The organism is Pseudomonas sp. 3JA (assembly GCF_036961705.1).
In the GTDB taxonomy this organism is placed as follows: Bacteria; Pseudomonadota; Gammaproteobacteria; order Pseudomonadales; family Pseudomonadaceae; genus Aquipseudomonas; species Aquipseudomonas fluorescens_Q.
Window position 1 is genome coordinate 16,231 of sequence record NZ_JBAMDJ010000019.1, and the last position, 23,290, is coordinate 39,520.

At 62.2% G+C, this 23,290-nt stretch carries 22 protein-coding genes; 5 read left to right on the top strand and 17 right to left on the bottom strand.

All coding sequences use genetic code 11. The features are described 5' to 3' along the window. Positions 1-30: 30 nt before the first annotated feature. Together V7773_RS16150 and V7773_RS16155 are read right to left on the bottom strand one after the other, a co-directional pair. The gene (locus V7773_RS16150; protein ID WP_336074144.1) at positions 31-1,032 is read right to left on the bottom strand and encodes a FecR family protein; all 1,002 of its coding nucleotides are present in this window, start codon (positions 1,030-1,032) and stop codon (positions 31-33) included. Then, entirely contained in the window at positions 1,022-1,522 is a 501-nt protein-coding gene (locus V7773_RS16155; RefSeq protein ID WP_014335956.1) for a sigma-70 family RNA polymerase sigma factor, read from the bottom strand. Before V7773_RS16155 ends, V7773_RS16150 begins: the two co-directional genes overlap by 11 nt. 253 nt (positions 1,523-1,775) lie before the next feature. Here V7773_RS16155 and V7773_RS16160 point away from each other — a divergent pair, with 253 nt between their 5' ends. Then, the gene (locus V7773_RS16160; RefSeq protein WP_336074145.1) at positions 1,776-3,656 is read left to right on the top strand and encodes a methyl-accepting chemotaxis protein; all 1,881 of its coding nucleotides are present in this window, start codon (positions 1,776-1,778) and stop codon (positions 3,654-3,656) included. A 446-nt stretch (positions 3,657-4,102) separates the two neighbouring features. On the opposite strand, the gene V7773_RS16165 is transcribed toward V7773_RS16160, so the two are convergent. Beyond that, positions 4,103-4,228 (bottom strand): hypothetical protein, encoded by a 126-nt coding sequence (locus V7773_RS16165; protein WP_256572709.1) that lies wholly within the window; start codon positions 4,226-4,228, stop codon positions 4,103-4,105. A 158-nt stretch (positions 4,229-4,386) separates the two neighbouring features. Between V7773_RS16165 and V7773_RS16170 the strand changes: the two genes are divergently transcribed. Beyond that, positions 4,387-5,337, top strand: a complete 951-nt coding sequence (locus tag V7773_RS16170; RefSeq protein WP_336074146.1) for a S66 peptidase family protein — start codon at positions 4,387-4,389, stop codon at positions 5,335-5,337. 67 nt (positions 5,338-5,404) lie between these two features. On the opposite strand, the gene V7773_RS16175 is transcribed toward V7773_RS16170, so the two are convergent. The 5 genes from V7773_RS16175 to leuS all read right to left on the bottom strand — a co-directional run bounded on the left by V7773_RS16175 (position 5,405) and on the right by leuS (position 11,587). After that, complete coding sequence (locus tag V7773_RS16175; RefSeq protein WP_063324233.1) at positions 5,405-6,727, bottom strand: lytic murein transglycosylase; 1,323 nt, start codon at positions 6,725-6,727, stop codon at positions 5,405-5,407. A 72-nt stretch (positions 6,728-6,799) separates the two neighbouring features. Further along, a complete protein-coding gene (gene arfA, locus V7773_RS16180) occupies positions 6,800-6,964 on the bottom strand; it encodes an alternative ribosome rescue factor ArfA (RefSeq protein ID WP_063324234.1) in 165 nt (54 codons plus the stop codon). A 243-nt stretch (positions 6,965-7,207) separates the two neighbouring features. Further along, positions 7,208-8,245, bottom strand: coding sequence for a DNA polymerase III subunit delta (gene holA / locus V7773_RS16185; protein WP_092224999.1), 1,038 nt, complete (start codon positions 8,243-8,245; stop codon positions 7,208-7,210). A 39-nt stretch (positions 8,246-8,284) separates the two neighbouring features. Then, positions 8,285-8,890: an LPS-assembly lipoprotein LptE gene (locus V7773_RS16190; protein WP_336074148.1), complete on the bottom strand. Its 606-nt coding sequence runs from the start codon at positions 8,888-8,890 to the stop codon at positions 8,285-8,287. A gap of 90 nt (positions 8,891-8,980) precedes the next feature. Then, complete coding sequence (gene leuS / locus V7773_RS16195) at positions 8,981-11,587, bottom strand: leucine--tRNA ligase (protein ID WP_336074149.1); 2,607 nt, start codon at positions 11,585-11,587, stop codon at positions 8,981-8,983. Positions 11,588-11,890: 303 nt separating this feature from the next. On the opposite strand from leuS, the gene V7773_RS16200 reads away from it, so the two are divergent. Together V7773_RS16200 and V7773_RS16205 are read left to right on the top strand one after the other, a co-directional pair. Continuing rightward, the gene (locus V7773_RS16200) at positions 11,891-12,211 is read left to right on the top strand and encodes a hypothetical protein (RefSeq protein ID WP_063324238.1); all 321 of its coding nucleotides are present in this window, start codon (positions 11,891-11,893) and stop codon (positions 12,209-12,211) included. Between the two features lie 103 nt (positions 12,212-12,314). Continuing rightward, positions 12,315-13,076 (top strand): YdcF family protein, encoded by a 762-nt coding sequence (locus tag V7773_RS16205; protein ID WP_336074150.1) that lies wholly within the window; start codon positions 12,315-12,317, stop codon positions 13,074-13,076. A gap of 362 nt (positions 13,077-13,438) precedes the next feature. Here V7773_RS16205 and lnt read toward each other — a convergent pair whose 3' ends face one another. The 5 genes from lnt to miaB form a co-directional block, all read right to left on the bottom strand. Beyond that, positions 13,439-14,962: an apolipoprotein N-acyltransferase gene (lnt, locus tag V7773_RS16210; protein ID WP_092348887.1), complete on the bottom strand. Its 1,524-nt coding sequence runs from the start codon at positions 14,960-14,962 to the stop codon at positions 13,439-13,441. A 27-nt stretch (positions 14,963-14,989) separates the two neighbouring features. Next, the gene (locus V7773_RS16215) at positions 14,990-15,829 is read right to left on the bottom strand and encodes an HlyC/CorC family transporter (RefSeq protein WP_003205870.1); all 840 of its coding nucleotides are present in this window, start codon (positions 15,827-15,829) and stop codon (positions 14,990-14,992) included. 40 nt (positions 15,830-15,869) lie between these two features. Continuing rightward, positions 15,870-16,328 (bottom strand): rRNA maturation RNase YbeY, encoded by a 459-nt coding sequence (ybeY, locus tag V7773_RS16220; protein WP_003205868.1) that lies wholly within the window; start codon positions 16,326-16,328, stop codon positions 15,870-15,872. Further along, complete coding sequence (locus V7773_RS16225) at positions 16,321-17,331, bottom strand: PhoH family protein (protein ID WP_092332904.1); 1,011 nt, start codon at positions 17,329-17,331, stop codon at positions 16,321-16,323. Before V7773_RS16225 ends, ybeY begins: the two co-directional genes overlap by 8 nt. A gap of 215 nt (positions 17,332-17,546) precedes the next feature. Then, complete coding sequence (miaB, locus tag V7773_RS16230; protein ID WP_161951742.1) at positions 17,547-18,875, bottom strand: tRNA (N6-isopentenyl adenosine(37)-C2)-methylthiotransferase MiaB; 1,329 nt, start codon at positions 18,873-18,875, stop codon at positions 17,547-17,549. A 133-nt stretch (positions 18,876-19,008) separates the two neighbouring features. On the opposite strand from miaB, the gene V7773_RS16235 reads away from it, so the two are divergent. After that, complete coding sequence (locus V7773_RS16235) at positions 19,009-19,338, top strand: DUF1820 family protein (protein ID WP_003185742.1); 330 nt, start codon at positions 19,009-19,011, stop codon at positions 19,336-19,338. A gap of 158 nt (positions 19,339-19,496) precedes the next feature. Here V7773_RS16235 and V7773_RS16240 read toward each other — a convergent pair whose 3' ends face one another. From V7773_RS16240 to V7773_RS16255, 4 genes are all read right to left on the bottom strand, one after another. Next, on the bottom strand, positions 19,497-20,051 hold the full coding sequence (locus V7773_RS16240) for a tetratricopeptide repeat protein (protein WP_003205863.1): 555 nt from the start codon (positions 20,049-20,051) through the stop codon (positions 19,497-19,499). Between the two features lie 217 nt (positions 20,052-20,268). Continuing rightward, entirely contained in the window at positions 20,269-21,552 is a 1,284-nt protein-coding gene (gene hemL, locus V7773_RS16245) for a glutamate-1-semialdehyde 2,1-aminomutase (RefSeq protein ID WP_058546736.1), read from the bottom strand. A gap of 28 nt (positions 21,553-21,580) precedes the next feature. Continuing rightward, the gene (gene thiE / locus V7773_RS16250) at positions 21,581-22,207 is read right to left on the bottom strand and encodes a thiamine phosphate synthase (protein ID WP_063324243.1); all 627 of its coding nucleotides are present in this window, start codon (positions 22,205-22,207) and stop codon (positions 21,581-21,583) included. A gap of 17 nt (positions 22,208-22,224) precedes the next feature. After that, positions 22,225-23,022 (bottom strand): hydroxymethylpyrimidine/phosphomethylpyrimidine kinase, encoded by a 798-nt coding sequence (locus V7773_RS16255; protein ID WP_003205858.1) that lies wholly within the window; start codon positions 23,020-23,022, stop codon positions 22,225-22,227. Positions 23,023-23,290: the final 268 nt, after the last annotated feature.

Consider the following 23,290-nt stretch of genomic DNA (forward strand, 5'->3'; position numbering starts at 1 on the left):
GGACGCCGGCCTGAAACCCGCCAAAAAAAATCAAGCCAGGCGCTGCACCGTTATCCACCAACGGGTTCGATAACGGATCTGTACGGGGAGCATGCGTGGCAGGACGGCGAGCAGTTTGTCGGTGTCCTCCAAACGGAAAACCCCCGACAAGCGCAGGTCGGCAACCGACGCCGCGCAGTTCATATAACCCGGGCGGTAGCGTCCTACTTCATTGAGGAAGTCTTCCAGGCGCATGTTGCGCGTGACGATCAACCCGTCGGCCCAGGCGCCTGCGTCCATGTCCAGCGGCGGTGCGAGGGCCGCTGTCGATGCCGTGATCAGATAGCTTTGCCCGGCCTCGACCTGAATGGGCCTGCCATCGCTGTTGGGGTGCGAACGGATGACGACTTGCCCGCTGGTGACGCTCAAGCGCGTGCAGTCGCTGTCCTGGCGCACCACGAAGCGCCCCTCCAGCCCTTCGAACAGGCCATGCCTGCTTTTCACCAGCAGCGGCCGCCCCGGGTCGCGACCACAGGTGACCATGATTTCGCCGCGGGCCAGGGTAATCAGGCGCTGCCGGGCGCTGAAGTCCAGGTCGGCGGCGCTGTGGGTATTGAGCTCCAGTCGCGTGCCGTCCGGCAACTGGAAACCTCGGCGTTCACCGGTGGCGGTGGCGAAGTCAGCGCTCCACGGTTGCCAGCCCAGGTCCTTGCCCAGCCAAGCCGCGCCGCTCACCACGGCGATGCCCGACAACAACTTCAGGGCCTGGCGACGACTGAGGCGCTGGGCACTGTTTTCCAGGGTGTCGAGGGCGATGTGGGCAGCGGGCACCGCCCGCAGGTTGGAGGTCAATTCGCTGTGCAGCGATTGCACCCGTTGCCAGGCCAGTTCGTGTTCCGGGTGGGCGGCGCGCCAGGTGTCGCACTGTTGGCGCAGGGTCGGGTGAGCGGTGTGATTGCGCAGGCGCAGCAGCCAGTTGATCGCCTGCCTGACCACCTGTTGCGACGGGCCGTTGCGGCGGCTCTGCAAGTGCTCCGCCGGCTCAGCTTTCATAACGCAGCACATAGCAGTGGTACAGCGCATCGGCGACGTAGCGCTCCACCGAGCGCAACGAGATGCCCATCTGTTCGGCGATCTGCTTGTACGTCAGGCCTTCGCACTGGGCCAACAGAAAGGCCCTGCGCACTTTCGGCTTGAGGCCTTCGAGCATCCTGGCAATGGCTTCAAGCAGTTCCAGGATCAGGGCCTGGGCTTCAGCGCCAGGGGTTTCGGCTTCCGGCAAGTGAGCTATGGTTTGCAGGTAGGCACGTTCGATTTCTTCTCGCCGCCAATGGTCGATCACCAGGCCTTGGGCGATGGTGCGCAAAAAGGCGCGTGGAGCTCGAAGTTCCAGGCGTTCGCTACGCTGCAACAGGCGCACGAAGGTGTCCTGGGCCAGGTCCGCCGCATCGGCGGCATTGCCCAGCCGGGTGCGCAGCCACGTATTGAGCCAGCCGTGATGCCGGCTGTAGAGCGCCTGTACTGCAAACTCGGGAGATGACATGGACGCAACGGCCTGGATGTTACAAATGATAATAGGTCGCATTGTCATCAGCCGTCGGCGAATTTGCAACCACCGTTCGCCCGCTGTGTCCTCCCGTCGGCTATTTCTTCGTATCCCTAATTATTTGTACAGGTTTGCCGACAGACTTGTACGTGTGCACCAAAGTGGAGCGGATTGATAACCGCTCGCACTGTTACATGGACCGTTGCAAATCTGGAATGCACCCCCACTCCTTGCCTAAGAAGCCTCATCAATGAATCTAAAGTTCAGCCACAAAATCCTTCTTGCCGCCTCTGGTGTGGTGGTCCTGGCTTTTGCCCTGTTCACGCTCTACAACGATTATTTGCAGCGCAACACCATCGGCAGCAGCCTTGAGTCGTCCATCGAGCAATCCGGCGACCTGACGGCCAGCAGCATCCAGAACTGGATGAGTGGCCGGATATTGGTGCTGGAAAACCTGGCGCAAAACATCGCGCACCAGGGTACTGCTGCCGATCTGCCAGGGCTGGTCGATCAGCCAGCGCTGACGTCGAACTTCCAGTTCACTTATGTGGGCCAGGCCAACGGTGTCTTCACCCAACGTCCGGACGCCAAAATGCCTGACGGCTACGACCCGCGTCAGCGCCCCTGGTACAAACAGGCGGTGACCGCTGATAAAACCATGCTGACCCCGCCTTACCTGGCGGCGGTAGGTGGCCTGGTGGTGACCGTTGCCCTGCCGGTGAAGCACAACGGCGAACTGCTCGGTGTGGTGGGCGGCGACCTGAGCCTGGAAACCCTGGTGAAGATCATCAACTCCGTGGACTTCGGTGGTATCGGCCATGCGTTCCTGGTCAGCGGCGACGGTCAGGTGATCGTCAGCCCGGACAAAGACCAGGTGATGAAGAACCTCAAGGACATCTACCCCGGGACCGCGGTGCGCATTGGCAAGGGTATCCAGGACGTTGAGCTGAACGGGCAGGACCGTATCCTTTCGTTTACTCCAGTGACTGGGTTGCCGAACGCCGAGTGGTACATCGGCCTGTCGATCGACAAGGCCAAGGCCTACGCGCCGTTGAGCCAGTTCCGTACGTCTGCGCTGATTGCGATGTTTGTCGCGGTGGCGGCCATTGCGTTGTTGTTGAGCCTGTTGATCCAGGTGCTGATGCGTCCGCTGACCACCATGGGTCGCGCCATGCAGGACATCGCCCAGGGCGAAGGCGATCTGACCCGGCGCCTGGTGGTGCAGGGCAAGGATGAGTTCGCAGTGCTGGGTGGTTCGTTCAACCAGTTCGTGGAGCGGATTCACGCGTCGATCTCGGAAGTGTCTTCCGCCACCCGTCAGGTGCATGACTTGTCGCAGCGGGTGATGACCTCGTCCAATGCGTCGCTTGTCGGCTCGGATGAGCAGAGCGCTCGCACCAACAGCGTGGCTGCGGCCATCAACCAGTTGGGGGCTGCGACCCAGGAAATCGCCCGCAATGCCGCCGATGCCTCGCAACATGCCAGCGGTGCCAGCGAACAGGCCGATGACGGTCGCCAAGTGGTGGAAAAAACCATCCAGGCCATGACCGAGCTGTCGCAGAAGATCAGCCTTTCCTGCACCCAGATCGAAACCCTGAACGCCAGCACCGACAACATCGGCCACATCCTGGACGTGATCAAGGGCATCTCCCAGCAAACCAACCTGCTGGCCCTGAACGCGGCCATCGAAGCGGCCCGTGCCGGTGAAGCCGGCCGTGGTTTTGCGGTGGTGGCCGATGAAGTGCGCAACCTGGCGCACCGCACCCAGGAGTCGGCGGAAGAAATCCACAAGATGATTACCTCGCTTCAAGTCGGCTCCCGTGAAGCGGTAACCACGATGAACGCCAGCCAGACGTCCAGCGAAGAAAGCGTGGAAGTGGCCAACCAGGCCGGCCTGCGACTGGTCAGCGTGACGCAGCGTATCGGTGAGATCGACGGCATGAACCAGTCGGTAGCCGCTGCGACCGAAGAACAGACCGCTGTCGTTGAAACCCTCAACATGGACGTCAGCCACATCAACCTGCTGAACCAGCAAAGCGTGGCCAACCTCAATGAAACCCTGAAGGATTGCGATGCCTTGTCCCAACAGGCCAATCGACTGAAGCAACTGGTGGACAGCTTCAAGATCTGACCCCAGTCGCAAGTCGAGCCACTGCCATCGCGAGCAAGCTCCCACAGGGGATTGGCGGTGAGCCTGGATCCTGGGTTCACTGCAACTCAATGTGGGAGCGAGCTTGCTCGCGATGGCGATCTTCAATGCAGCACAGGCCGCTCAGCCCAATGCTTGAACCTCAAGCCAACCCAATCCCTGTGGCGAGGGAGCTTGCTCCCGCTCGGCTGCGAAGCAGTCGTAAACCGGCGGGTGCGGTGTGTCTGATGCTCCGTATTTGGCAGGTTTTGGGGCCGCTTCGCGGCCCAGCGGGAGCAAGCTCCCTCGCCACGGGTTTGTCGACTGCCCTAAGTGAATGCCCCGCTTTTGCTTTGCTTTGCTTTGCTTTGCTTTGCTTTGCTTTGGATCTTGATCTTGATCTTGATCTTGATCTTGATCTTGATCTTGATCTTGATCTAGGCGCCCCGTTAAACCACGCTGGCCGAACGCAGGCATTGCGCAGTGGGCATCCCGGCATGGATGCCGGGATAGCCGCGCTGGGCCATGGATGGCCCTTCGCGGCGGCCCACGGAGCAATGCCTGCGTTCGGGCATGCCGAGCCTAGGCGAGGCACCGAGTGGTGGGGCAAGAGCGTTTTGCTTACTTTTGCGCTTTTCAAAAGTGAGCCGCTGTAAGAGCGGAACCATAAGTAGCCGTTACCGCAGCAACGGATATTCACACATAAGCACGACTCAAACCGGGAGATGCATGGATGACCGTCCGCCCCACCCACACCCTATCTCCACATCAACCCGTCCCGGCACTTCCGTCCGAAGGGTTGATCGCCGTGATCGCCCCCGCCGGCCCCGCCCCCCTGGACACGGAAAAAGCCATCCAATGGATGCGCGCCCGAGGTCATGAACTACGGCTCTTCCCAGGCGTCTACGAAAAGAACGACTACCTGGCCGGCAGCGACGAAATACGCCTCAACGACCTGCACACCGCCTTCGCCGACCCAGAAGTCAACGCGATCATCTGCCTACGCGGCGGCTACGGCACACCACGCCTGCTGGACCGCATCGACTTCGACCTCCTGCGACGCAACCCCAAGCCATTCGTAGGCTACAGCGACATCACCGCCCTGCACCTGGCCATCAGCCGCTACGCAGGCTTCGTGACCTTCCACGGCCCGCTGCTCAACGCCGATCTGCTGGGCGACAAGGAACCCCCGACCGTCACCTCGTTTTTCAGCCTGCTGCGTGGCCAGTTGAAGGCCGGCAGCGAGCTGAACCACCCCGCAGCCTACCCTTTGACCACCGTCGAGCCAGGCATCGCCCACGGACGTCTGCTGGGCGGCAACCTGTCGATGATTGCCGCGACCATGGGCACGCCTTTTCAGATCGACGCCGAAGGGGTGATCCTGTTCATCGAAGACGTCAACGAGCCGCTGTACCGCATCGACCGACTGCTGACTCAACTGCGGTTGGCCGGCACGTTGCACCAGCTACGCGGCGTTTTGGTGGGGGATGTGGCCGGGGTCGACGTCGAGGCGTTGAACCACTTGTTCAAGCAGACCTTCGAGCCGTTGCGTATCCCGGTGCTGTCCGGCTGGCGCAGCGGGCACTGCGATCCGAACCTGACCTTGCCCATGGGGGCCTTGGTGACGCTCGATGCGGAGGAGAAGAGGTTGGTGCTGGAGCAGGATGTGGTGGTCAGTCGCTAGTCATGTAGCGCCTGGGAGTCAGCTATCGCGAGCAAGCTCGCGATAGCGGTAGCCGCCATACGGCAATTCAGCGGCTACGCAACGCCTCCAGCAACTGCTGCGTCGGATACCCATCCGCCGGCCAGCCGAACGATTGCTGGGCACTGCGGATGGCCTTGCGGGTGTTGGCGCCGATGATACCGTCGGGGTTGCCCGCGTCGTAGTTGTGCTTGCTCAGCAGTGTCTGCAATTCGATGCGTTCGCTGCGGCTCAGGGGCAGGTCCTCCTTGGGCCACTGGCCATAGACCAGTCCGCCGTCGGTAAAGCGCTTTGACAACAACCCGACCGCCAAGGCATAGGACGACGAGTTGTTGTACTTGAGGATGGCGCGGAAGTTATCGAAGATCAGGAACGCCGGGCCGCGATGGCCGGCCGGCAGGAGCAGAGACGCCGAGAGCTGTTTGTCATCCGGGGTTATTGGCAGGCCGCCATATTCTGAAACCCCCAGTCGCTCCCATTCAGCAACAGGCTTGCGGATCGTGCCATCGGCCAGGGTGTAGTCGAAGCCCTCTGGGAGATCGACCTCGAACCCCCATGGCTGGCCACGCTGCCAGCCGGAGCTTTGCAGGTAATGGGCGGTCGAGGCCAGGGCGTCGGTGGAGCTGCCCCAGATGTCGCGGCGACCGTCGCCGTCGAAATCCACTGCATGGGTGTTGTACGTGGTGGGAATGAACTGGGTCTGGCCCATGGCGCCGGCCCAGGAACCGAGCATTTTTTCCGGTGTGATATCGCCCTGTTGCAGGATTTGCAGCGCGGCGATCAGTTGCGCATGGGCAAAACCCGGGCGCCGTCCTTCGTAGGCCAAGGTCGCCAGGGAATTGATCACCGACTTGCTACCCTGGAACTGGCCGAAGTTGCTCTCCATGCCCCACACCGCCACCAGCGCCTCGCGATCAACGCCATAACGCTGCTCGATACTTTGCAGGACCTGGGCGTTCTGCTGGATCAGGCTCTTGCCTTTGTTGACCCGCAGTGGCGATAGCGCGCCATCGAGGTATTCCCACACGGGACGGGTGAATTCCGGCTGGCTGCGATCGGCCTTGATCACGCTCATGTCCGGGCTGACGCCGACAAACGCACGATCGAACAGGTCGCCACGGATACCGGCGGCCAGTGCCTCCTTGCGAAACCCTGCCTGCCATTGCGCGAAGGTCTGGGTGGGCGCAATGGCCAGGTCTTCACCGGTCGGCACCAGGGGCGGGACGATGGCCGGAGCGGTCACGGCGGGGGCTGTCTGGAGCGGTTGGGCGTCGGCGGCAGTAGGTTTTTCGGCGCAGGCGACAAGCAGGGCAACGCTGGCGGCAATAATCATCTGGCGCAGTGGCCAACGATGGGAAAGACAGAAGGGCATGCACGGGTCCAGAAATACAAATCAGGTGCTGACCTTATCACGCGAAAGGGGTGTAGGGCTTGTCCGGGTGTTTCAAGCTGCCACAAAGCAAGAAGCCTCCCAGTTGTCAGACTGGAAGGCTTCGCGGCGGTAGCTGCCTTTGCCCTTGGCGGGTCGTTCCTGGCGGCTGCGGAACAGGGGCTGGGCGACGATGGATTTGGCCTTGTTGGGGCCATGCCTGGATGGCTTTTTGCTCATGATGATGTCTCGCGTGGGGTGGGTTTTGCGGTGCAAATCATGGGGCAGAGTTGGGGCGACTGTCCAGTCCCTGCATGCAGTAGGAAGTTTCGCCTCAGGTGGCGGATTTGGAGGAGACGGCTTTTGTGTGGCGAGGGAGCTTGCTCCCGCTGGGCTGCGAAGCAGACCCGAAAAACAGGGCCGCTTCGCGCCCCAGCGGGAGCAAGCTCCCTCGCCACAGAAAGCCCTATGGCCTGAGTGTGTTTACTCGGCAGGCAGGGGCAATCGTTGACCGGCCATCAACAGCGATAAGCGACTGAGGCTCATCCACGGTGAGCCGGCGGCCTGGCCCTTGATCTGCGCGTCGATGCGCTGGGCTTCGAGGAGCAATTGCGCCCAGCGCGACGCGGAATAGCGTTGCAGGGCCTTGCTCATCAGCGGTTTGCGCTTGTCCCAGACGGGCGGGCGGGCCTGGCTGAAGGCTTTGTCCAGTGGGACGCCCTGGCTGTATTGCAGGGACAGGTTGGCCAGCAGGCGTAATTCCCGGGCCAGGGCCCAGAGGATCACCGGTGGCTCGACGCCTTCGCCCCGCAGGCCTTCGAGCATGCGCAGGGCATGGGCGGCCTCACCGTTGAGGATCGCATCGGTCAGCCCGAAGACATCGAAGCGCGCACTGTCGGCCACGGCAGCCTGCACCGTTTCCACGGTGATCTGCCCGCCTTCGGCCATCAGCTTGAGCTTTTCGATTTCCTGGGCGGCGGCCAGCAGGTTGCCTTCGACCCGGGCGGCGATCAGTTCCACCGCGTCCTGGCTGGCCGAGAGGCCGGCCTGGGACAGGCGCTGGCGGATCCAGCTGGGCAACTGGCTGACATCCACCGGCCAGATCTGCACGAACTGGGTCTGCGGGCCTTCGACCAGGGCCTTGCCCCATTTGGTCTTTTGCGCGCTGCCGTCGAGTTTCGGCAAGCTGATGAGCAGCACGGTGTCCTCGGCCGGGCGAGAGCAATATTCGATCAGCGCAGCGGCGCCTTTGTCACCGGGTTTGCCAGACGGCAAACGCAGCTCCAGCAGGCGTTTTTCGGCGAACAACGACATGCTCGCCCCAGCCTGCAGCAGCGTGCCCCAGTCGAAACTGGCGTCGGCGGCAAATACCTGGCGCTCGTCGAAACCTTGCTGGCGTGCAGCGGCGCGGATGGCGTCGGCGGCTTCCTGGCACAGCAGCGGGTCATCGCCACTGATGATGTAGACCGGCGCGAGGGCGCCTTGCAGGTGTTTACCGAGTTGGGCGGGAGCGAGCTTCATAAGAGAAGGCGAGCGGGGCGCCGGAACGCCCCGCAAGGCTTATTCAGCCGGGATCTGCATCGGCGACTGTTGCGGGGTTTCCGCTTCAGCCTTGCGTGCCGCTTCCAGGGCTTCGGCCTCGGCTTTGGCCTTGGCATTGGCGGTCTGTTGCAGTTGCTCCAGCTGGGTCGGGCTCAGCTGTTGCAGGCGCAGCATCATGCGTTGCACGAGGTCACGACGCATTTCTTCGCGCACTTCGCTCGACTCCTGGTCGGAACCAGTGATGTTGTTGCCATCATGCAGGTAGACCTTCTGCACCTGCAGCTTGTCGTCCAGCAGTACCAGGTCGTTCTGGCCGCGGATCTCATAGCTCAGTACGTTGTTCAGTTCGTACTCGGCGGAACGACCGGCACCGGCATAGCTCAGGCTGCGCTGGCTCTGCTGTTCACGGGCCAGTACCAGCTTGTACGGGGCCCCGCTGTAGACTTTCACGCCACTGTTTTCCAGGGTGTCGCGCAGCAGTTTCACGGTGTCGCCATAGGCGTCCCGTGCGCTGAGGTCCAGTTCCGTGATGGCCAGCTCGGTGGTGCCGGTGCCGCGCAGTTGGAAGCCGCAGGCGCTCAACAGGACCGCCAGGCCCACTACCAGCAGATTACGTTTGATCATCTTGTTGCTCCCCTTGAACCCTATGGGGGTCGACCATGCGACCCCGCAGGTTGTATTCGGCGCCAGGCTTGAGCCTCGCGCCCGATCCAATTAGCTTGCGACGATGTTGACCAGCTTGCCGGGCACGACGATCACTTTGCGAATGGTCAGGCCATCGACGAAGCGCAGTACGTTTTCATTCGCCCGCGCAGCGGCTTCGACTTCTTCGCGAGTGGCGGCGGCCGGCATTTCGATCTGGCCGCGCAGCTTGCCGTTGACCTGGATAACCAGGGTCAGGCTGTCCTGCACCAGCGCGGTTTCGTCCACCACCGGCCAGCGCGCATCAATCACCGGGTCGGCGTGACCCAGTTGATTCCACAGCTCGTGGCTGATGTGTGGAGTGATCGGCGCGAGCAGCAACGTCACGGCTTCCAGGCCTTCGTGAACCAGTGCGCGATCCTGCTCGGTGCCTTGCGCGGCTTTTTCCAGCACGTTCATCAGCGTCATCACCTGGGCGATGGCGGTGTTGAATTTGTGGTTCTGGCCGACGTCATGGCTGGCCTGCTTGATGGCCAGGTGAATCGAGCGACGGACGGCTTTCTGCTCGTCGTTCAGGCTGGCGACGTCCAGTTTGCCCGGCAGGCCCTGGGTGACGTGGGCTTGGGCCAGGCGCCAGACGCGCTTGAGGAAGCGGTGCGAGCCCTCGACGCCCGAGTCGGACCATTCCGCGCTCATGTCAGGTGGCGAGGCGAACATCATGAACAGGCGGCAGGTGTCCGCGCCGAACTGGTCGATCATCGACTGTGGGTCGACGCCGTTGTTCTTCGACTTGGCCATTTTCTCGGTGCCGCCGATTTCCACCGGCAGGCCGTCGGCGATCAGCTTGGCGCTGATGACCTTGGCCTTGCTGTCGCGTTCGAGTTCGACGTCGCTCGGGTTGAACCAGGTGTAGGCACCGTTGGCTTCGCGACGATAGTAAGTCTCGGCGATCACCATGCCTTGGGTCAGCAGGTTCTTGAACGGCTCGTTGGAGCTCACCAGGCCTTCGTCACGCATCAGCTTGTGGAAGAAGCGTGCGTAGAGCAGGTGGAGAATGGCGTGTTCGATACCGCCGATGTACTGGTCCACTGGCAACCAGTGGTCGGCCGCGGATTTTTCCACCAGGCCGCCTTGATAGTGCGGCGAGGCGTAGCGCGCGTAATACCAGGAGGACTCGACGAAGGTGTCCATGGTGTCGGTTTCACGCTTGGCCGGTGCACCGCATTTCGGGCAGTTGCACTCATAGAACTCGGGCATGCGCGCCAGGGGCGAACCGGCGCCGTCGGGTACGACGTCTTCCGGCAGGACCACGGGCAGTTGATCTTCCGGCACCGGTACGTCGCCGCAGGTGTCGCAGTGCACGATCGGGATCGGGCAGCCCCAGTAGCGCTGGCGGCTGATGCCCCAGTCCCGCAGGCGGAATTGGGTGCGCGAGGCGCCGAGGTTCTTCTTGATCAGGGCGACTTCGATGGCATCGAATGCACCCGCGAAGTCCAGGCCGTCGAACTCGCCGGAGTTGATCAACTCGCCGTGTTCGCCATAGGCGTCCTGCCACGGTGCTGGGGTCTGGTCACCGGTGCTGGTGCGCACCACGGTCTTGACCGGCAGGTTGTACTTGTGGGCGAATTCGAAATCGCGCTCGTCGTGGGCCGGCACCGCCATGACAGCGCCGTCGCCATAGTGCATCAGCACGTAGTTGGCGACCCATACCGGCAGTTTCTCGCCGGTGAGCGGGTGCTCGACGAACAGCGAGGTTGGCAGGCCTTTCTTCTCTTGGGTGGCGACGTCGGCTTCGGCGACGCTGCCGCCCTTGCATTCGGCGATGAACGCCTGCAGCTCAGGGTTGTTCCGGGCCGCCAGGGTGGCCAGCGGATGCTCGGCGGCCACGGCGACATAGGTGGCGCCCATCAAGGTGTCCGGGCGGGTGGTGAAGACTTTCAGGGTGCCGGCTTCGCCAATGGAGGCGACGTCGTAGGGGAACTGCACTTCCATGCCCCGGGACTTGCCGATCCAGTTGCGCTGCATGGTCTTGACCTGCTCGGGCCAACCGGTCAGCTCGTCGAGACTCTCCAGGAGCTCATCCGCGTAGGCGGTGATCTTGAAGTAGTACATCGGGATTTCGCGCTTTTCGATCAGCGCGCCGGAGCGCCAGCCGCGGCCGTCGATCACTTGTTCGTTGGCCAGTACGGTCTGGTCCACCGGGTCCCAGTTCACGGTGCCGTTCTTGCGGTAGATCACGCCTTTTTCGAACAGGCGGGTGAACAGCCATTGTTCCCAGCGGTAGTAGTCGGGCTTGCAGGTGGTGACCTCGCGGGACCAATCCACCGCCAGGCCCAGGCTACGCAGCTGGGTCTTCATGTAGGCGATGTTTTCGTAGGTCCACTTGGCGGGGGCCACGTTGTTCTTCATCGCGGCGTTTTCCGCCGGCATGCCGAAGGCGTCCCAACCCATGGGTTGCAGGACGTTCTTGCCTTGCATGCGCTGGTAGCGGGAGATCACGTCGCCGATGGTGTAGTTGCGCACGTGCCCCATGTGTAGCTTGCCGCTGGGGTAAGGGAACATCGACAGGCAGTAGTAAGTCTCCTTGCCTGGCTGTTCACTGACTTCAAAGGACTTTTGCTCGTCCCAGAACGACTGGGCGGCGGCTTCGATTTCACGGGGCTGGTAGTGTTCGTGCATGGCTACTTTTGTACTGAATGGGGTGGCCCAATCCTCTTCGTTGCCATGCTGGACGCAGACGACGCCGAATGCGGCGTTTTCGATGCCCAGCCAAGCTGGAAGTGGAGTTACAGGAAGCGCCGTAGCATACATGACCGCGCTCTGCCGAGGGAAACCCTGATTGCTGCCGAACCACCGCCGAGGCATTGCCGATCATCGGCGATGACCCGTGTTCAGGGCCGTTGGTCGCGGCGCACTGCCGGTTTGCCCAGCGAAGCTAAGCTTCTCAATGGGGAGTGAGTCTTATCTTCAATGAGGTGAGGGATGGTTGAATCACAACGAAAAGTCGCTACACCTGAGTTGTACGAAAAACTGATCGATCGTCTCGGGGTGGCCCTGGACGCTGCAAGAACCGCCGGTCGCTTGCGTGATGAGCGCCCGGTAGAGCTGGAACTGCGAGGCTTGAGCCCCGCAGAGTTCGAACTGGTCAAGGCTTACCTTGAACAGGCCGGACATAACCCCCCCACCAGTGGGGCCCAGGTACTCAAGCGTCTCGAAGCGCCCCGTTCGGCCAAGGTTGTGTGGCTCAAGGACCGGACGCCTGATAAGGATGCAGTAAAGATCCGGTCGCTGCAGTTCAAGTAAAGCCGGATTCACGCGTGTCGCTTTTTTTGGTTCAAGGCTTTTTCGAATCTGTTGTCGCTTTGCGTCAACCCCCTTAGGCTTCGGGCATCTATGGAGATGCCCGATGCCCTTTCGCTATTTCATCAAACAACTTCTATTGCCGCCCGGCATTCTTCTGCTGCTGTTGGTGCTCGCCTGGTGGTGGCGCCATTCTCGGCCGCGCCTGGCCCGCCTGTGTTTCGCCGTGGGCCTGGGCGGTTTCTGGTTGATGAGCCTGCCGGTGATGGTGCAGTGGAGCGCCAAGGCATTGGAGCGTGAGACGCCGCTGCTGCGCAGTGAATGGGCGACCCTGGCCCAGCGTGCCGACGCCATCGTGGTGCTGGGTTCCGGTCGCGAGCGCGGTGACCTGGCCTGGGGTTCCGACCAGCCCACCGGTGTCGGCCTCGAACGCCAGCGTTATGCGGCGCGACTGGCCAAGGCGTCGGGCTTGCCCGTGCTGACCACTGGCGGCTTGCACTACGGCACCCCGCCCAGCGAGGCCAAGTTGATGGCCGACTCGATGCTGGAGGATTTTGGCGTCAACGTGCGTTGGCAGGAAGGACGTAGCCGCACCACCTGGGAAAACGCCCAGATGAGCGCCGAGATCCTGTTGCCGGAAGGCATCAAACGGGTTGTGGTGGTGACCCAGGCGTGGCACATGCCGCGGGCGGTCTGGAGTTTCGAGCGGTCAGGATTTGAAGTGGTGCCGGCGCCTGTCGGCTTCCTGGGCCCGGACAACGCCCGGCCACTGGGTGGCTGGATGCCGGAGTTCAAGTCGATCTGGCAGTCCGGGCAGTTGATGAATGAGGCGATGGGGTTGTTGGGGTATTGGTTGTTCTATCGCTGAGCATACGAAATGTGTGGGCCGAACATGGTTGTGGCGAGGGAGCTTGCTCCCGCTGGGCCGCGAAGCGGTCCCCCTAAAAACAGGGCCTGCTTCGCAGTCCAGCGGGAGCAAGCTCCCTCGCCACAAGAGCTCAATGGTCTTCCAGAGTGGGTCGTCGCCTGCCTTGTGCAGACATCCAATGCATGGGCGTTCGCCAATGTCATGGGCTAGCGAGCTTCTGTGGCGAGGGAGCTTGCTCCCGCTCGGCTGCGCAGCAGACGCCACTGTCGCCGGGCTGGAACATCTTCAGTGGTTGGGAAAAACGGGGCGGCTGCGCCACCCAGCGGGAGCAAGCTCCCTCGCCACAAGGGGGGCCAGAGGCCTTAAACGGTCTTGGCCATCCGGCTCGCCATCAACGCCCAGCCCAACAGCGACAGGCACAAAATGATCAGCGGCCACGAGCGCCATTGCAGGTACGGCGTCAGGTCGTGCATCGGCACCACTTCGCCGTACAGGATGCCACGCTCGAATTGCGGGATCTGTGCGGTGATCTGGCCGAAGGGGTTGATCAGCCCGGTGACGCCGTTGTTGGTGGCGCGGATCATCCAGCGACCGGCTTCCAGGGCACGCATCTGGGCCATTTGCAGGTGTTGCAACGGGCCGATCGAGGTGCCGAACCAGGTGTCGTTGCTGATGGTCAGCAACAGGTCGCTGCGCGCTGACAAGCTGGCGGCAAATTCCGGATAGACCACTTCATAGCAGATGAACGGCGCGATCTGGTAACCCTTGGCTTGCAGCAGTGGCTGGTCGGCCGGGCCCCGGGCGAAGTCCGACATGGGCAGGTCGAAGAAGGCGATCAGGCCGCGCAGGATGTCCTGTAGCGGCACGTATTCGCCAAACGGCACGAGCTTTTGCTTCAAGTAAGTACCGTCGCCTTCGCCGGTCACGGTGATGCCGTTGAAGTAACGCTTCTCGTGGCGCACCAGTTGGCGAATCGGCACACCGGTAATCAACGCCGAATGCCGCTCGGCGGCGAAGCTGCCCATCATGTCCAGATAACCCTGGGCAGATTCCTTGAGCACCGGTACTGCGGTTTCCGGCCAGATCAACAGGTCGACGCGCTTGGACGCAAAGCTCATGTCGCGGTATAGCGCCAACTGCGCGTTGAGCTGCTCGGGGTCCCACTTCATGCTTTGTTCGATGTTGCCCTGGATCGCCGCGACGCTCAGCGGGTCGCCCGAAGGACTGGTCCAGGCATGGCCCTTGAGGGCCAGGCCGGCCACCCATGGGCCGATCAGCAGCATCACGCCCGCGGCGATAAAGCCCTTGCGCCCGGTGCGGATCAACCGGGGCGCGTTGTACAGCAGCGCGGCGGTCAAGGCCAGGGTGAAGGATATCAGCCACATCCCGCCCAGCGGCGCGAGGCCGGCCAGCGGGCCGTTGAGCTGGCTGTAGCCGGAGTACAGCCAGGGGAACCCGGTGAGGAACCAGCCGCGGAAAGCTTCCTGGCCCAACCACAGCGCGGCGAACGCCAGGGCATCGGCCAGCGGCGCCTCGTTGCGGCGCAACCAGCGTGCCCACAGCCAGGCGGGCAGGGCGAAGAACCAGGCGATGGCGGCGATGAACAGCAGCATCAATAACCCGGCGAGCAGCACTGAGGCGCCGCCGAAGTTGTGGATGCTGACGTAGATCCAACTGGTGCCGGCACCAAACAGGCCAAAACCGAAACACCAGCCTCGGCCCAGGGCCTGGCGTGGCGAGAGCTCGCGCAGCCCGGCGTAGAACAAGCCGACCGCCAGCAATGCCAGCGGCCAGAGGTCGAACGGCGCCAAGGCCAGGGTGGTGATCGCACCGGCCGCCATGGCCAGCAGGTTACCGGGCCAGCCGGGGCGGGTTATCCAGCGCATTTTTGTCCTTAGCGGGTCTCGCAGGGGTTATCGGCCAATGGGCGACAGGCGCAGCAAGTGAATCCGACGGCTGTCGGCATTCAGGATGCGGAAGCGCCAGGAGCCGATTTCCGTGGTTTCGTTGCGCTTGGGCAGATGCCCGAAAGCACTCATCACCAGGCCGCCAACGGTGTCGAACTCATCGTCGGAGAATTGGCTGTCGAAGAATTCGTTGAAGTTCTCGATCGGCGTCAGGGCCTTGATCAGGAAGTCGCCGCTGGGCAGGGGCTTGATGTAGCTGTCTTCCTCGACGTCGTGCTCGTCCTCGATGTCGCCGACGATCTGCTCGAGGACGTCTTCGATGGTGACCAGGCCGGCCACGCCGCCGTATTCGTCGATGACGATGGCCATGTGGTTGTGGTTGGCGCGGAATTCACGCAGCAGCACGTTCAGGCGCTTGGACTCGGGCACGAAGGTAGCCGGGCGCAACAGGTCCTTGATGTTGAAGCTGTCGCCGTTTTCCTGAAGGATCAGCGGCAGCAGGTCCTTGGCCAGCAGCACGCCCATGACGTCGTCATGGCTCTCGCCGACGACCGGATAGCGCGAGTGAGCGGAGTCGACCACGGCGGGCAAAAATTCACGGGGGGTCTGGGTCGCCTTGATGCTGACCATCTGCGAGCGCGGGACCATGATGTCCCGGACTTGCAGGTCAGCGACCTGGATGGCGCCTTCGACGATGGCCAGCGCTTCGCTGTCCAGCAGTTTGTTCTGGTGTGCATCGCGCAGCAGCTCCAGCAGCTCCTGGCGGTTTTTCGGCTCATGGGCAAAAGCCTGGGTGAGCTTGCCCAGCCATGACTTCTGCCCGTTGCTCGATCGATCTTCGCTCATAGCGATTACTCTGAATCCTTTGTCGTTACAGGTTGATGTATCAGTGTTCGTCGCCGGCGTAGGGGTCGGGATGACCCAGCTCTGCAAGCAACGTTCGTTCCAGTGCTTCCATTTCTTCGGCTTCGTCATCTTCTATATGGTCGTAACCCAGTAGATGCAAGCAGCCGTGAATCACCAGATGGGCCCAGTGAGCCTCGGGGGTCTTGTCTTGTTCGGCTGCTTCACGCTCCACCACCGGGACGCAGATCACCAGATCGCCCAGCAGTGGAATGTCGAGCAGTTCGTCGGGTACGTCGGCGGGGAACGACAGCACGTTGGTGGCGTAGTCTTTCTGCCGCCAGGTGTGGTTCAGTTCACGGCCTTCGGGTTCGTCCACCAGGCGGATCGTCAGCTCCGAGTCGGCGCTGCGCTGGCGCAGGGCCAGTTCGCACCATTGGCGGAACTGGGCTTCGCTGGGGGCGGCGTGTTCGCAGGCCACTTGCAGGTCGAGTTCAAGCATTGTGGCGATTGCCTTTGCCTTCAGGCGCCTCGTCGGCCTCGCGATGCTCGAAGCGCTCGTAGGCTTCGACAATGCGCTGGACCAACGGATGACGCACGACGTCCTTGGGCATGAAGTGCGTGAAACTGATGCCCGGCACGTCCTTGAGCACCTGGATCACATGGTTCAGCCCGGACTTGGTGCCGCGGGGCAGGTCGACCTGGGTGATGTCCCCGGTGATGACGGCGGTGGAGCCGAAGCCGATGCGGGTCAGGAACATTTTCATCTGCTCGACCGTGGTGTTCTGGCTTTCGTCGAGGATGATGAAGCTGTTGTTCAGGGTCCGACCACGCATGTAGGCCAGCGGCGCGACCTCGATGACCTGGCGCTCGATCAGCTTGGCGACGTATTCGAAGCCGAGCATTTCATACAGCGCGTCATAGAGCGGGCGCAGGTACGGGTCGATTTTCTGGGCCAGGTCGCCGGGCAGGAAGCCGAGTTTTTCACCGGCTTCGACCGCCGGTCGCACCAGCAGGATACGCCGCACCTGTTCACGTTCCAGCGCATCGACGGCGCAGGCCACGGCCAGGTAGGTCTTGCCGGTACCGGCCGGGCCGATGCCGAAATTGATGTCGTTGCCCAGGATTTCCTTCACGTAGCGCTGCTGATTCAAGCCGCGAGGGCGAATCATGCCTTTTTTCGTGCGCAGGGCCACGGCAGGTTCCGACGGGGCATGGTTGTCGAGTTCTTCGACAGCCGACTCCTGCAGGAACAGGTGGACCGTATCCGGCGACAGCTCGCTCCCCTTGGTTTCCCGGTAGAGACGGCGCAGCAGGTTTTCCGCGGAGGTGGTGTGCTTGGGTTCACCGATCAGTTCGAACTGGTTTCCGCGATTGCGGATCTCGATGGCCAGGCGCTGTTCGATCAAGCGCAGGTGCTCGTCGAATTGCCCGCACAGATTGGCGAAGCGGCGAGCCTCAAAGGGCTCGAGAATAAAGCGATGTGGTTCGATGGGTGCGTTCAAGGTCGTTTTTAGCCGCCCGGGGGCAATTAAGGTGAAATCAAGGATAACGCCAGTAGGCTGGGTGCGAAAGCTCTTAAACAGGCGAATCTGATCACAGGGCTTGGCACGGTCCTTGTGGGAGCGAGCTTGCTCGCGATGGGGCCCCCACATTCAACATTGATATTGACTGTCGCACCGCTATCGCGAGCAAGCTCGCTCCCACAGGAAGTGTGGGGTTACTGGATCAGTGAACCGCGCAGGGAGTGCGGTTGCGCGGCGTCGATGTGCACGTCGGCGAACTGGCCGATCAGGGCCGGGGTGTCGCAGCGGAAGTTGACGATGCGGTTGTTTTCGGTCCGGCCTTGCAACTCGCCCGGGTCCTTTTTCGAGTAATCGGTCACCAGAATCCGCTGGACGGAGCCGACCATTTGTCGGCTGATCTCGAAACCTTGCTGGTTGAGGCGATGTTGCAAGGCGTTGAGCCGCTCCTTTTTCAGTTCTTCGGGGGTGTCGTCCGCCAGGTCGGCCGCCGGAGTGCCAGGACGCTGGCTGTAGACGAAGGAATAGGAGAAGTCGAAGCCCACGTCTTCGATCAGCTTCATGGTCTGCTGGAAGTCTTTCTCGGTTTCGCCAGGGAAGCCGACGATAAAGTCCGAGCTGATGCAGATCCCCGGCACTGCCGCGCGCAACTTGCGCAGCTTGGATTTGTACTCCAGCGCCGTGTGGTTGCGTTTCATGGCCGCAAGGATCCGGTCGGAGCCCGATTGCACCGGCAGGTGCAGGTGCTTGACCAGTTCGGGGACTTCGGCGTGGGCCTGGATCAGGCTGTCGGAGAACTCCAGCGGATGAGACGTGGTGTAGCGGATGCGGTCGATGCCATCCACTGCCGCCACGACGCGGATGAGTTCGGCGAGATCCGCCAGGCGCCCGTCATGGGTCAGGCCGCGATAGCCGTTGACGTTCTGCCCCAGCAGGGTCACTTCGCGCACGCCGTTTTCCGCCAGGTGGATGATCTCGGCGATCACGTCGTCGAATGGCCGGCTGACTTCTTCGCCGCGGGTGTAGGGCACCACGCAGAACGTGCAGTACTTGCTGCAACCTTCCATCACCGACACGTAGGCACTTGGGCCGTCGATGCGCGGTTCGGGCAGGTGGTCGAATTTTTCGATTTCCGGGAACGAAACGTCCACTTGCGGCAGCTTGGTGCTGCGGGCGGCGTCGATCATCTCCGGCAGGCGGTGCAAGGTCTGCGGGCCAAAGACCACGTCCACGTACGGCGCGCGATCACGAATGGCCGCGCCTTCCTGGCTGGCCACGCAACCGCCCACGGCGATGACCATTTCCGGGTTGGCCAACTTCAGTTCGCGCCAGCGGCCGAGCTGGGAATACACCCGGTCCTGGGCGCGTTCGCGAATCGAGCAGGTGTTGAGCAGGATCACGTCCGCGTCTTCGGCGCGGGCGGTGACTTCCAGGGCCTGGTGTTCACCCAGCAGATCGACCATGCGCGAGCTGTCGTACTCGTTCATCTGGCAACCGTGGGTTTCGATGTAAAGCTTCTTGGCCATGGACGGGATCATCACGTGATTCAAAGAACCGCGCATTATAGGGAACAAGTCCCCCGGTTCCTACCGCTGTGCGAGCAGTGGCTATGCTATAGTTCGCGCCCTCATTTTTACCCGCCGATGTGTTTCGCCAGCCATGACCAAACGTGAAGCTCCAATCTACAAGGTGATTTTCCTCAACCAGGGCCAGGTGTTCGAAATGTACGCCAAGCAGATCTATCAAAGTGATCTGTGGGGTTTCCTGGAAGTGGAAGAATTCGTCTTTGGCGAGCGCACGCAAGTGGTCGTCGATCCGAGCGAGGAAAAGCTCAAGGCGCAGTTCGAAGGCGTGGTGCGCAGCTTCGTGCCGATGCATTCGATCGTGCGCATCGACGAAGTCGAACGCCTGGGCACGCCGAAAATCAGCGAAGCCCGCGGCGCGGTCGGCAACGTGATGCCGTTTCCGATGCCGATGCCTGAGAAGTAGCCCTCGGCTCTTGGCAAGATGAGTCTCTAAGGTCGGGCACAGTCCTCTGTGGCGAGGGAGCTTGCTCCCGCTGGAGTGCGAAGCGCTCCCAGAAATCTTAGGGCCGCTGCGCAGCCCAGCGGGAGCAAGCTCCCTCGCCACAGGGGCCGGCGGCGGATTCAGGGCAGCGGCGAAAAAGGCGTACGCCCATCGGCGTTCTGCAATTCCATCAGGTATTTGCGAAAGATCTGCCCCAGCACCTGGGTGGCGACTTCCAGTTCGTCGCGGGGCATTTGCTCGGCGACTTCGTCGGCGGTGTCCAGGGCTTCTTCGGCGCCGTTGACTGCGGCCATCTTCAGGACGATATAGGCCTGGACGTTGTTGGCTGGCACGCCTTCGCCATGGAAGAACATGCCGCCGAGCTTGAATTGCGCCTGGGCATGGCCTTGCAGCGAGGCTTTTTCGAAGTAGTCGAGGGCTTTCTTGAGGTCGCGCGGCGCAGCCTTGCCTTCGTAGTAGAACTCGCCCAACTCGTATTGCGCTTGTGCATCACCTGCGTCCGCCGCTTTTTGACAGGCGTCGAGTGCCGGTGCGAGATCTTGTGGCTGGGTATTGAGCGTGCAACGGCCCAGCGCCGGGATCAACAACGAGTTACCGCCTGCCTGTGCATTCGCGAGCAGGGGCTGAAGGAGCAACAGGCAGCCCAAGGCAAGGGTGCGGCCGGTGCGGTTCATGGGAATCGACTTACCTCTGAGGGGCGCGCGGACCCTCCGGGGGATCCAATAAGCGCGCATTATGAAATAAGCAGGGCCATCCTTACAAAGTCTTTACTCGTTTTTCTGCTGCGAGGGAATGCTAATAGCTGCTTCGGGCATAAATACGTAGGAAAAAGGCGGGAGGTTGTCAGCAATCGCTGACGCCAGCTTCAGCCAGCGTCAGTTATCCACAGGCTTACTTCAGCGCGGCAAACGCCCGTTCGGCCGCATCGAGGGTGATCTTCAGCTCGGTCTCGCCATGGGCGATGGAGGTGAAACCGGCTTCGAATGCGCTCGGGGCCAGGTACACGCCGCCGTCGAGCATCAGGTGGAAGAAGCGCTTGAAGCGGTCGGCGTCGCTGGCCATCACGTCTTCGAAGGTGACGATGTCATCGGCACCGCTGAAATACAGGCCGAACATGCCCCCGGCCTGGGTGGTCACGAACGGAATGCCTGCCGCGTCGGCACGAACCTGCAAGCCGTCGAGCAGGCGGGTGGTGTAGTCGGTCAGTTCGGCGTGGAAGCCCGGGCGGCTGATCAGGCGCAGCGTGGTCAGGCCGGCGGCCATGGCCAGCGGGTTGCCCGACAAGGTGCCGGCCTGGTAGACCGGGCCCAGCGGCGCGATGCATTCCATGATCTTGCGCTTGCCGCCGAAGCAGCCCACCGGCATGCCGCCGCCGATGATCTTGCCGAAGGTGCTCAGGTCCGGCGTGACGCCGTAATGGGCCTGGGCGCCGCCGAGGGCCACGCGGAAACCGGTCATCACTTCATCGAAAATCAACACCACGCCATGCTGGTCGCACAGGCTGCGCAGGCCTTCGAGGAAACCCGGTGCCGGCGGCACGCAGTTCATGTTGCCGGCCACTGGCTCGACGATGATGCACGCCACTTCCTGGCCGACTTCGCCGAGCATCTTCTCGACTTCTTCGAGGTCGTTGAATGGCAGGGTCAGGGTGTGTTTGGCGAACGCTGCCGGTACGCCTGCCGAGCTCGGCACGCCCTGGGTCAATGCGCCGGAACCGGCCTTGACCAGCAGGCTGTCGGAGTGACCGTGGTAGCAGCCTTCGAACTTGATGATGCTGTCGCGGCCGGTAAAACCCCGCGCCAGGCGGATCGCGCTCATGGTCGCTTCGGTGCCGGAGCTGACCATGCGCACCATTTCCATTGACGGCACGATCGAGCAGACCAGGTCGGCCATCTCGGTTTCCATCGCGGTCGGGGCGCCGTAGGAGAGGCCGTGTACCAGTTGCTTGCGCACCGCATCCAGGACGTCCGGATGGCTGTGGCCGAGGATCATCGGGCCCCAGGAGCCGACGTAATCCACGTAACGCTTGTCGTCTTCGTCGGTGACGTACGCGCCTTCGGCGTGCTTGAAGAACAGCGGGGTGCCGCCGACGCTCTTGAACGCACGAACGGGCGAGTTCACGCCGCCGGGGATGTGTTTCTGGGCATTGGCAAACAGGGTTTCGGAACGGGACATGGTTGGGCTCTCGAAAACGGAAAATAGACTATTTGATCTGCAGCAGCTCATTGAAGGCGCGGGCGCGGCGCGTCACTTCAGTGGTGCTGTCGGCGCCGAACAGGCCGTGGACCACCGCCAGCAGGTCAACCCCGTGGGCCACCAGCGGGGCGGCATTGTCCAGGGTGATGCCGCCAATGGCGCACACCGGGATATGCAGTTTGAGGTGCGCCTGTGCGAGCAGTTCAAGGTTTGCGCTGGGGGCGCCGGGCTTGGTGTTGGAATTGAAGAAACGCCCGAACGCGACATAACTGGCGCCTTCGCTGGCGGCCTGTTCGGCCAGTGCCAGGCTGGCGTGGCAAGTGGCACCGATGATCGCCTTGTGCCCGAGCAGTGCCCGCACGGGCGCCAACGGGCCATCGGTCTGGCCCAGGTGCACGCCAACGCCCAGGCGCGCGGCCAGTTCGGCGTCGTCGTTGATGATCAACTGGGTCTTGTAGCGTTCGCACAGGTTGCGCAGTGCTTCGGCTTCCCGCAGCCGGCGGGCCTCGTCGCTGCTTTTGTCGCGGTATTGCAGCAGGGTGACGCCACCCTCCAGCGCCGCTTCTACATAAGCGAGGAACTTACCGGCCAGCAATTGGCTATCAGTGATGGCGTAAAGGCCACGTAATTTCATTCCACAGGCCTCCGGTGCTACGAGCAGAAATCCAGCGGCAGGCGACGCGGTACGAACTGGCCTTTGCCCAGTTGTTCGGCATCGCGCAGGGTGCGCCAGGTGTAATCCAGTGCCGTCTTGACGGCGCTGGCGAGCTGTTCGCCCTGGGCCAGCCGACCGGCCAGGGCGCTGGCCAGGGTGCAGCCGGAACCGTGGTAGCTGCCGGGCAGACGCTGGCAGGTAAAGGTTTCGCGCCCGCCGTCGCGGCTGTACAGGCGATTATGGACTTCATGTTCGTCGCCGTGACCACCGGTGATCAACAGGTGTTTGACGAAGGGCAGCAGTTTTTCCGCGCACTCGTCGGCACTACCCTCGGGCAATTCAGCAAGGATGCGTGCTTCAGGCAGGTTGGGGGTGGCGATGATTGCCAGGGGCAGCAGGCGTTCGCGCATGGCGTAGCCGACCTCATCCTTGCCCAGGCGCCCACCACCGCCGGCGCGCAGCACCGGGTCGCAGACCATCGGCAGGTGCGGGTGCGCCTGGAGCAGTTCGACCACCGTGTCGACCATTTCCAGTGAGCCAAGCATCCCCAGCTTGACCGCTGCCACCTGGGCATCGTTGAGCACGGCATTGGCTTGTGCCAGTACCCACTCTCGGTCGAGCACTCGGAAATCGCTGACGTTGACGGTGTCTTGCACGGTCAATGCGGTAACGGCAGGGGCGGCATGACAACCCTGGGCGAGCAGGGCTTCGATATCTGCCTGCAAGCCGGCGCCACCACTGGGATCGTGGCCGGAGAGACAGAGGACAACGGGGCGAGAGCTGTAGATATTCATGGTGCGCGAGCTTACCACCAAACCTGTTTTATCGGTTGGCGGGAGTCAGAGGATTTGTACGCTGGCTGTGATGGCAAGGCCCGGCTCCCTCGCCACGGTCATCGTTCAAGATTCCTGTCTGACCAAAGCAACAGCTCTATTTCAATGCTTAGCGCTGGAACGCCCGTTCTAGAGCCTTCTGTAGGAAAAATTTCAATGGTGCAAATTGGCCATCAACGGCTATGCTAGAGATGGATCCAACTCATAACAGGTAATGCCGGTTTTACGT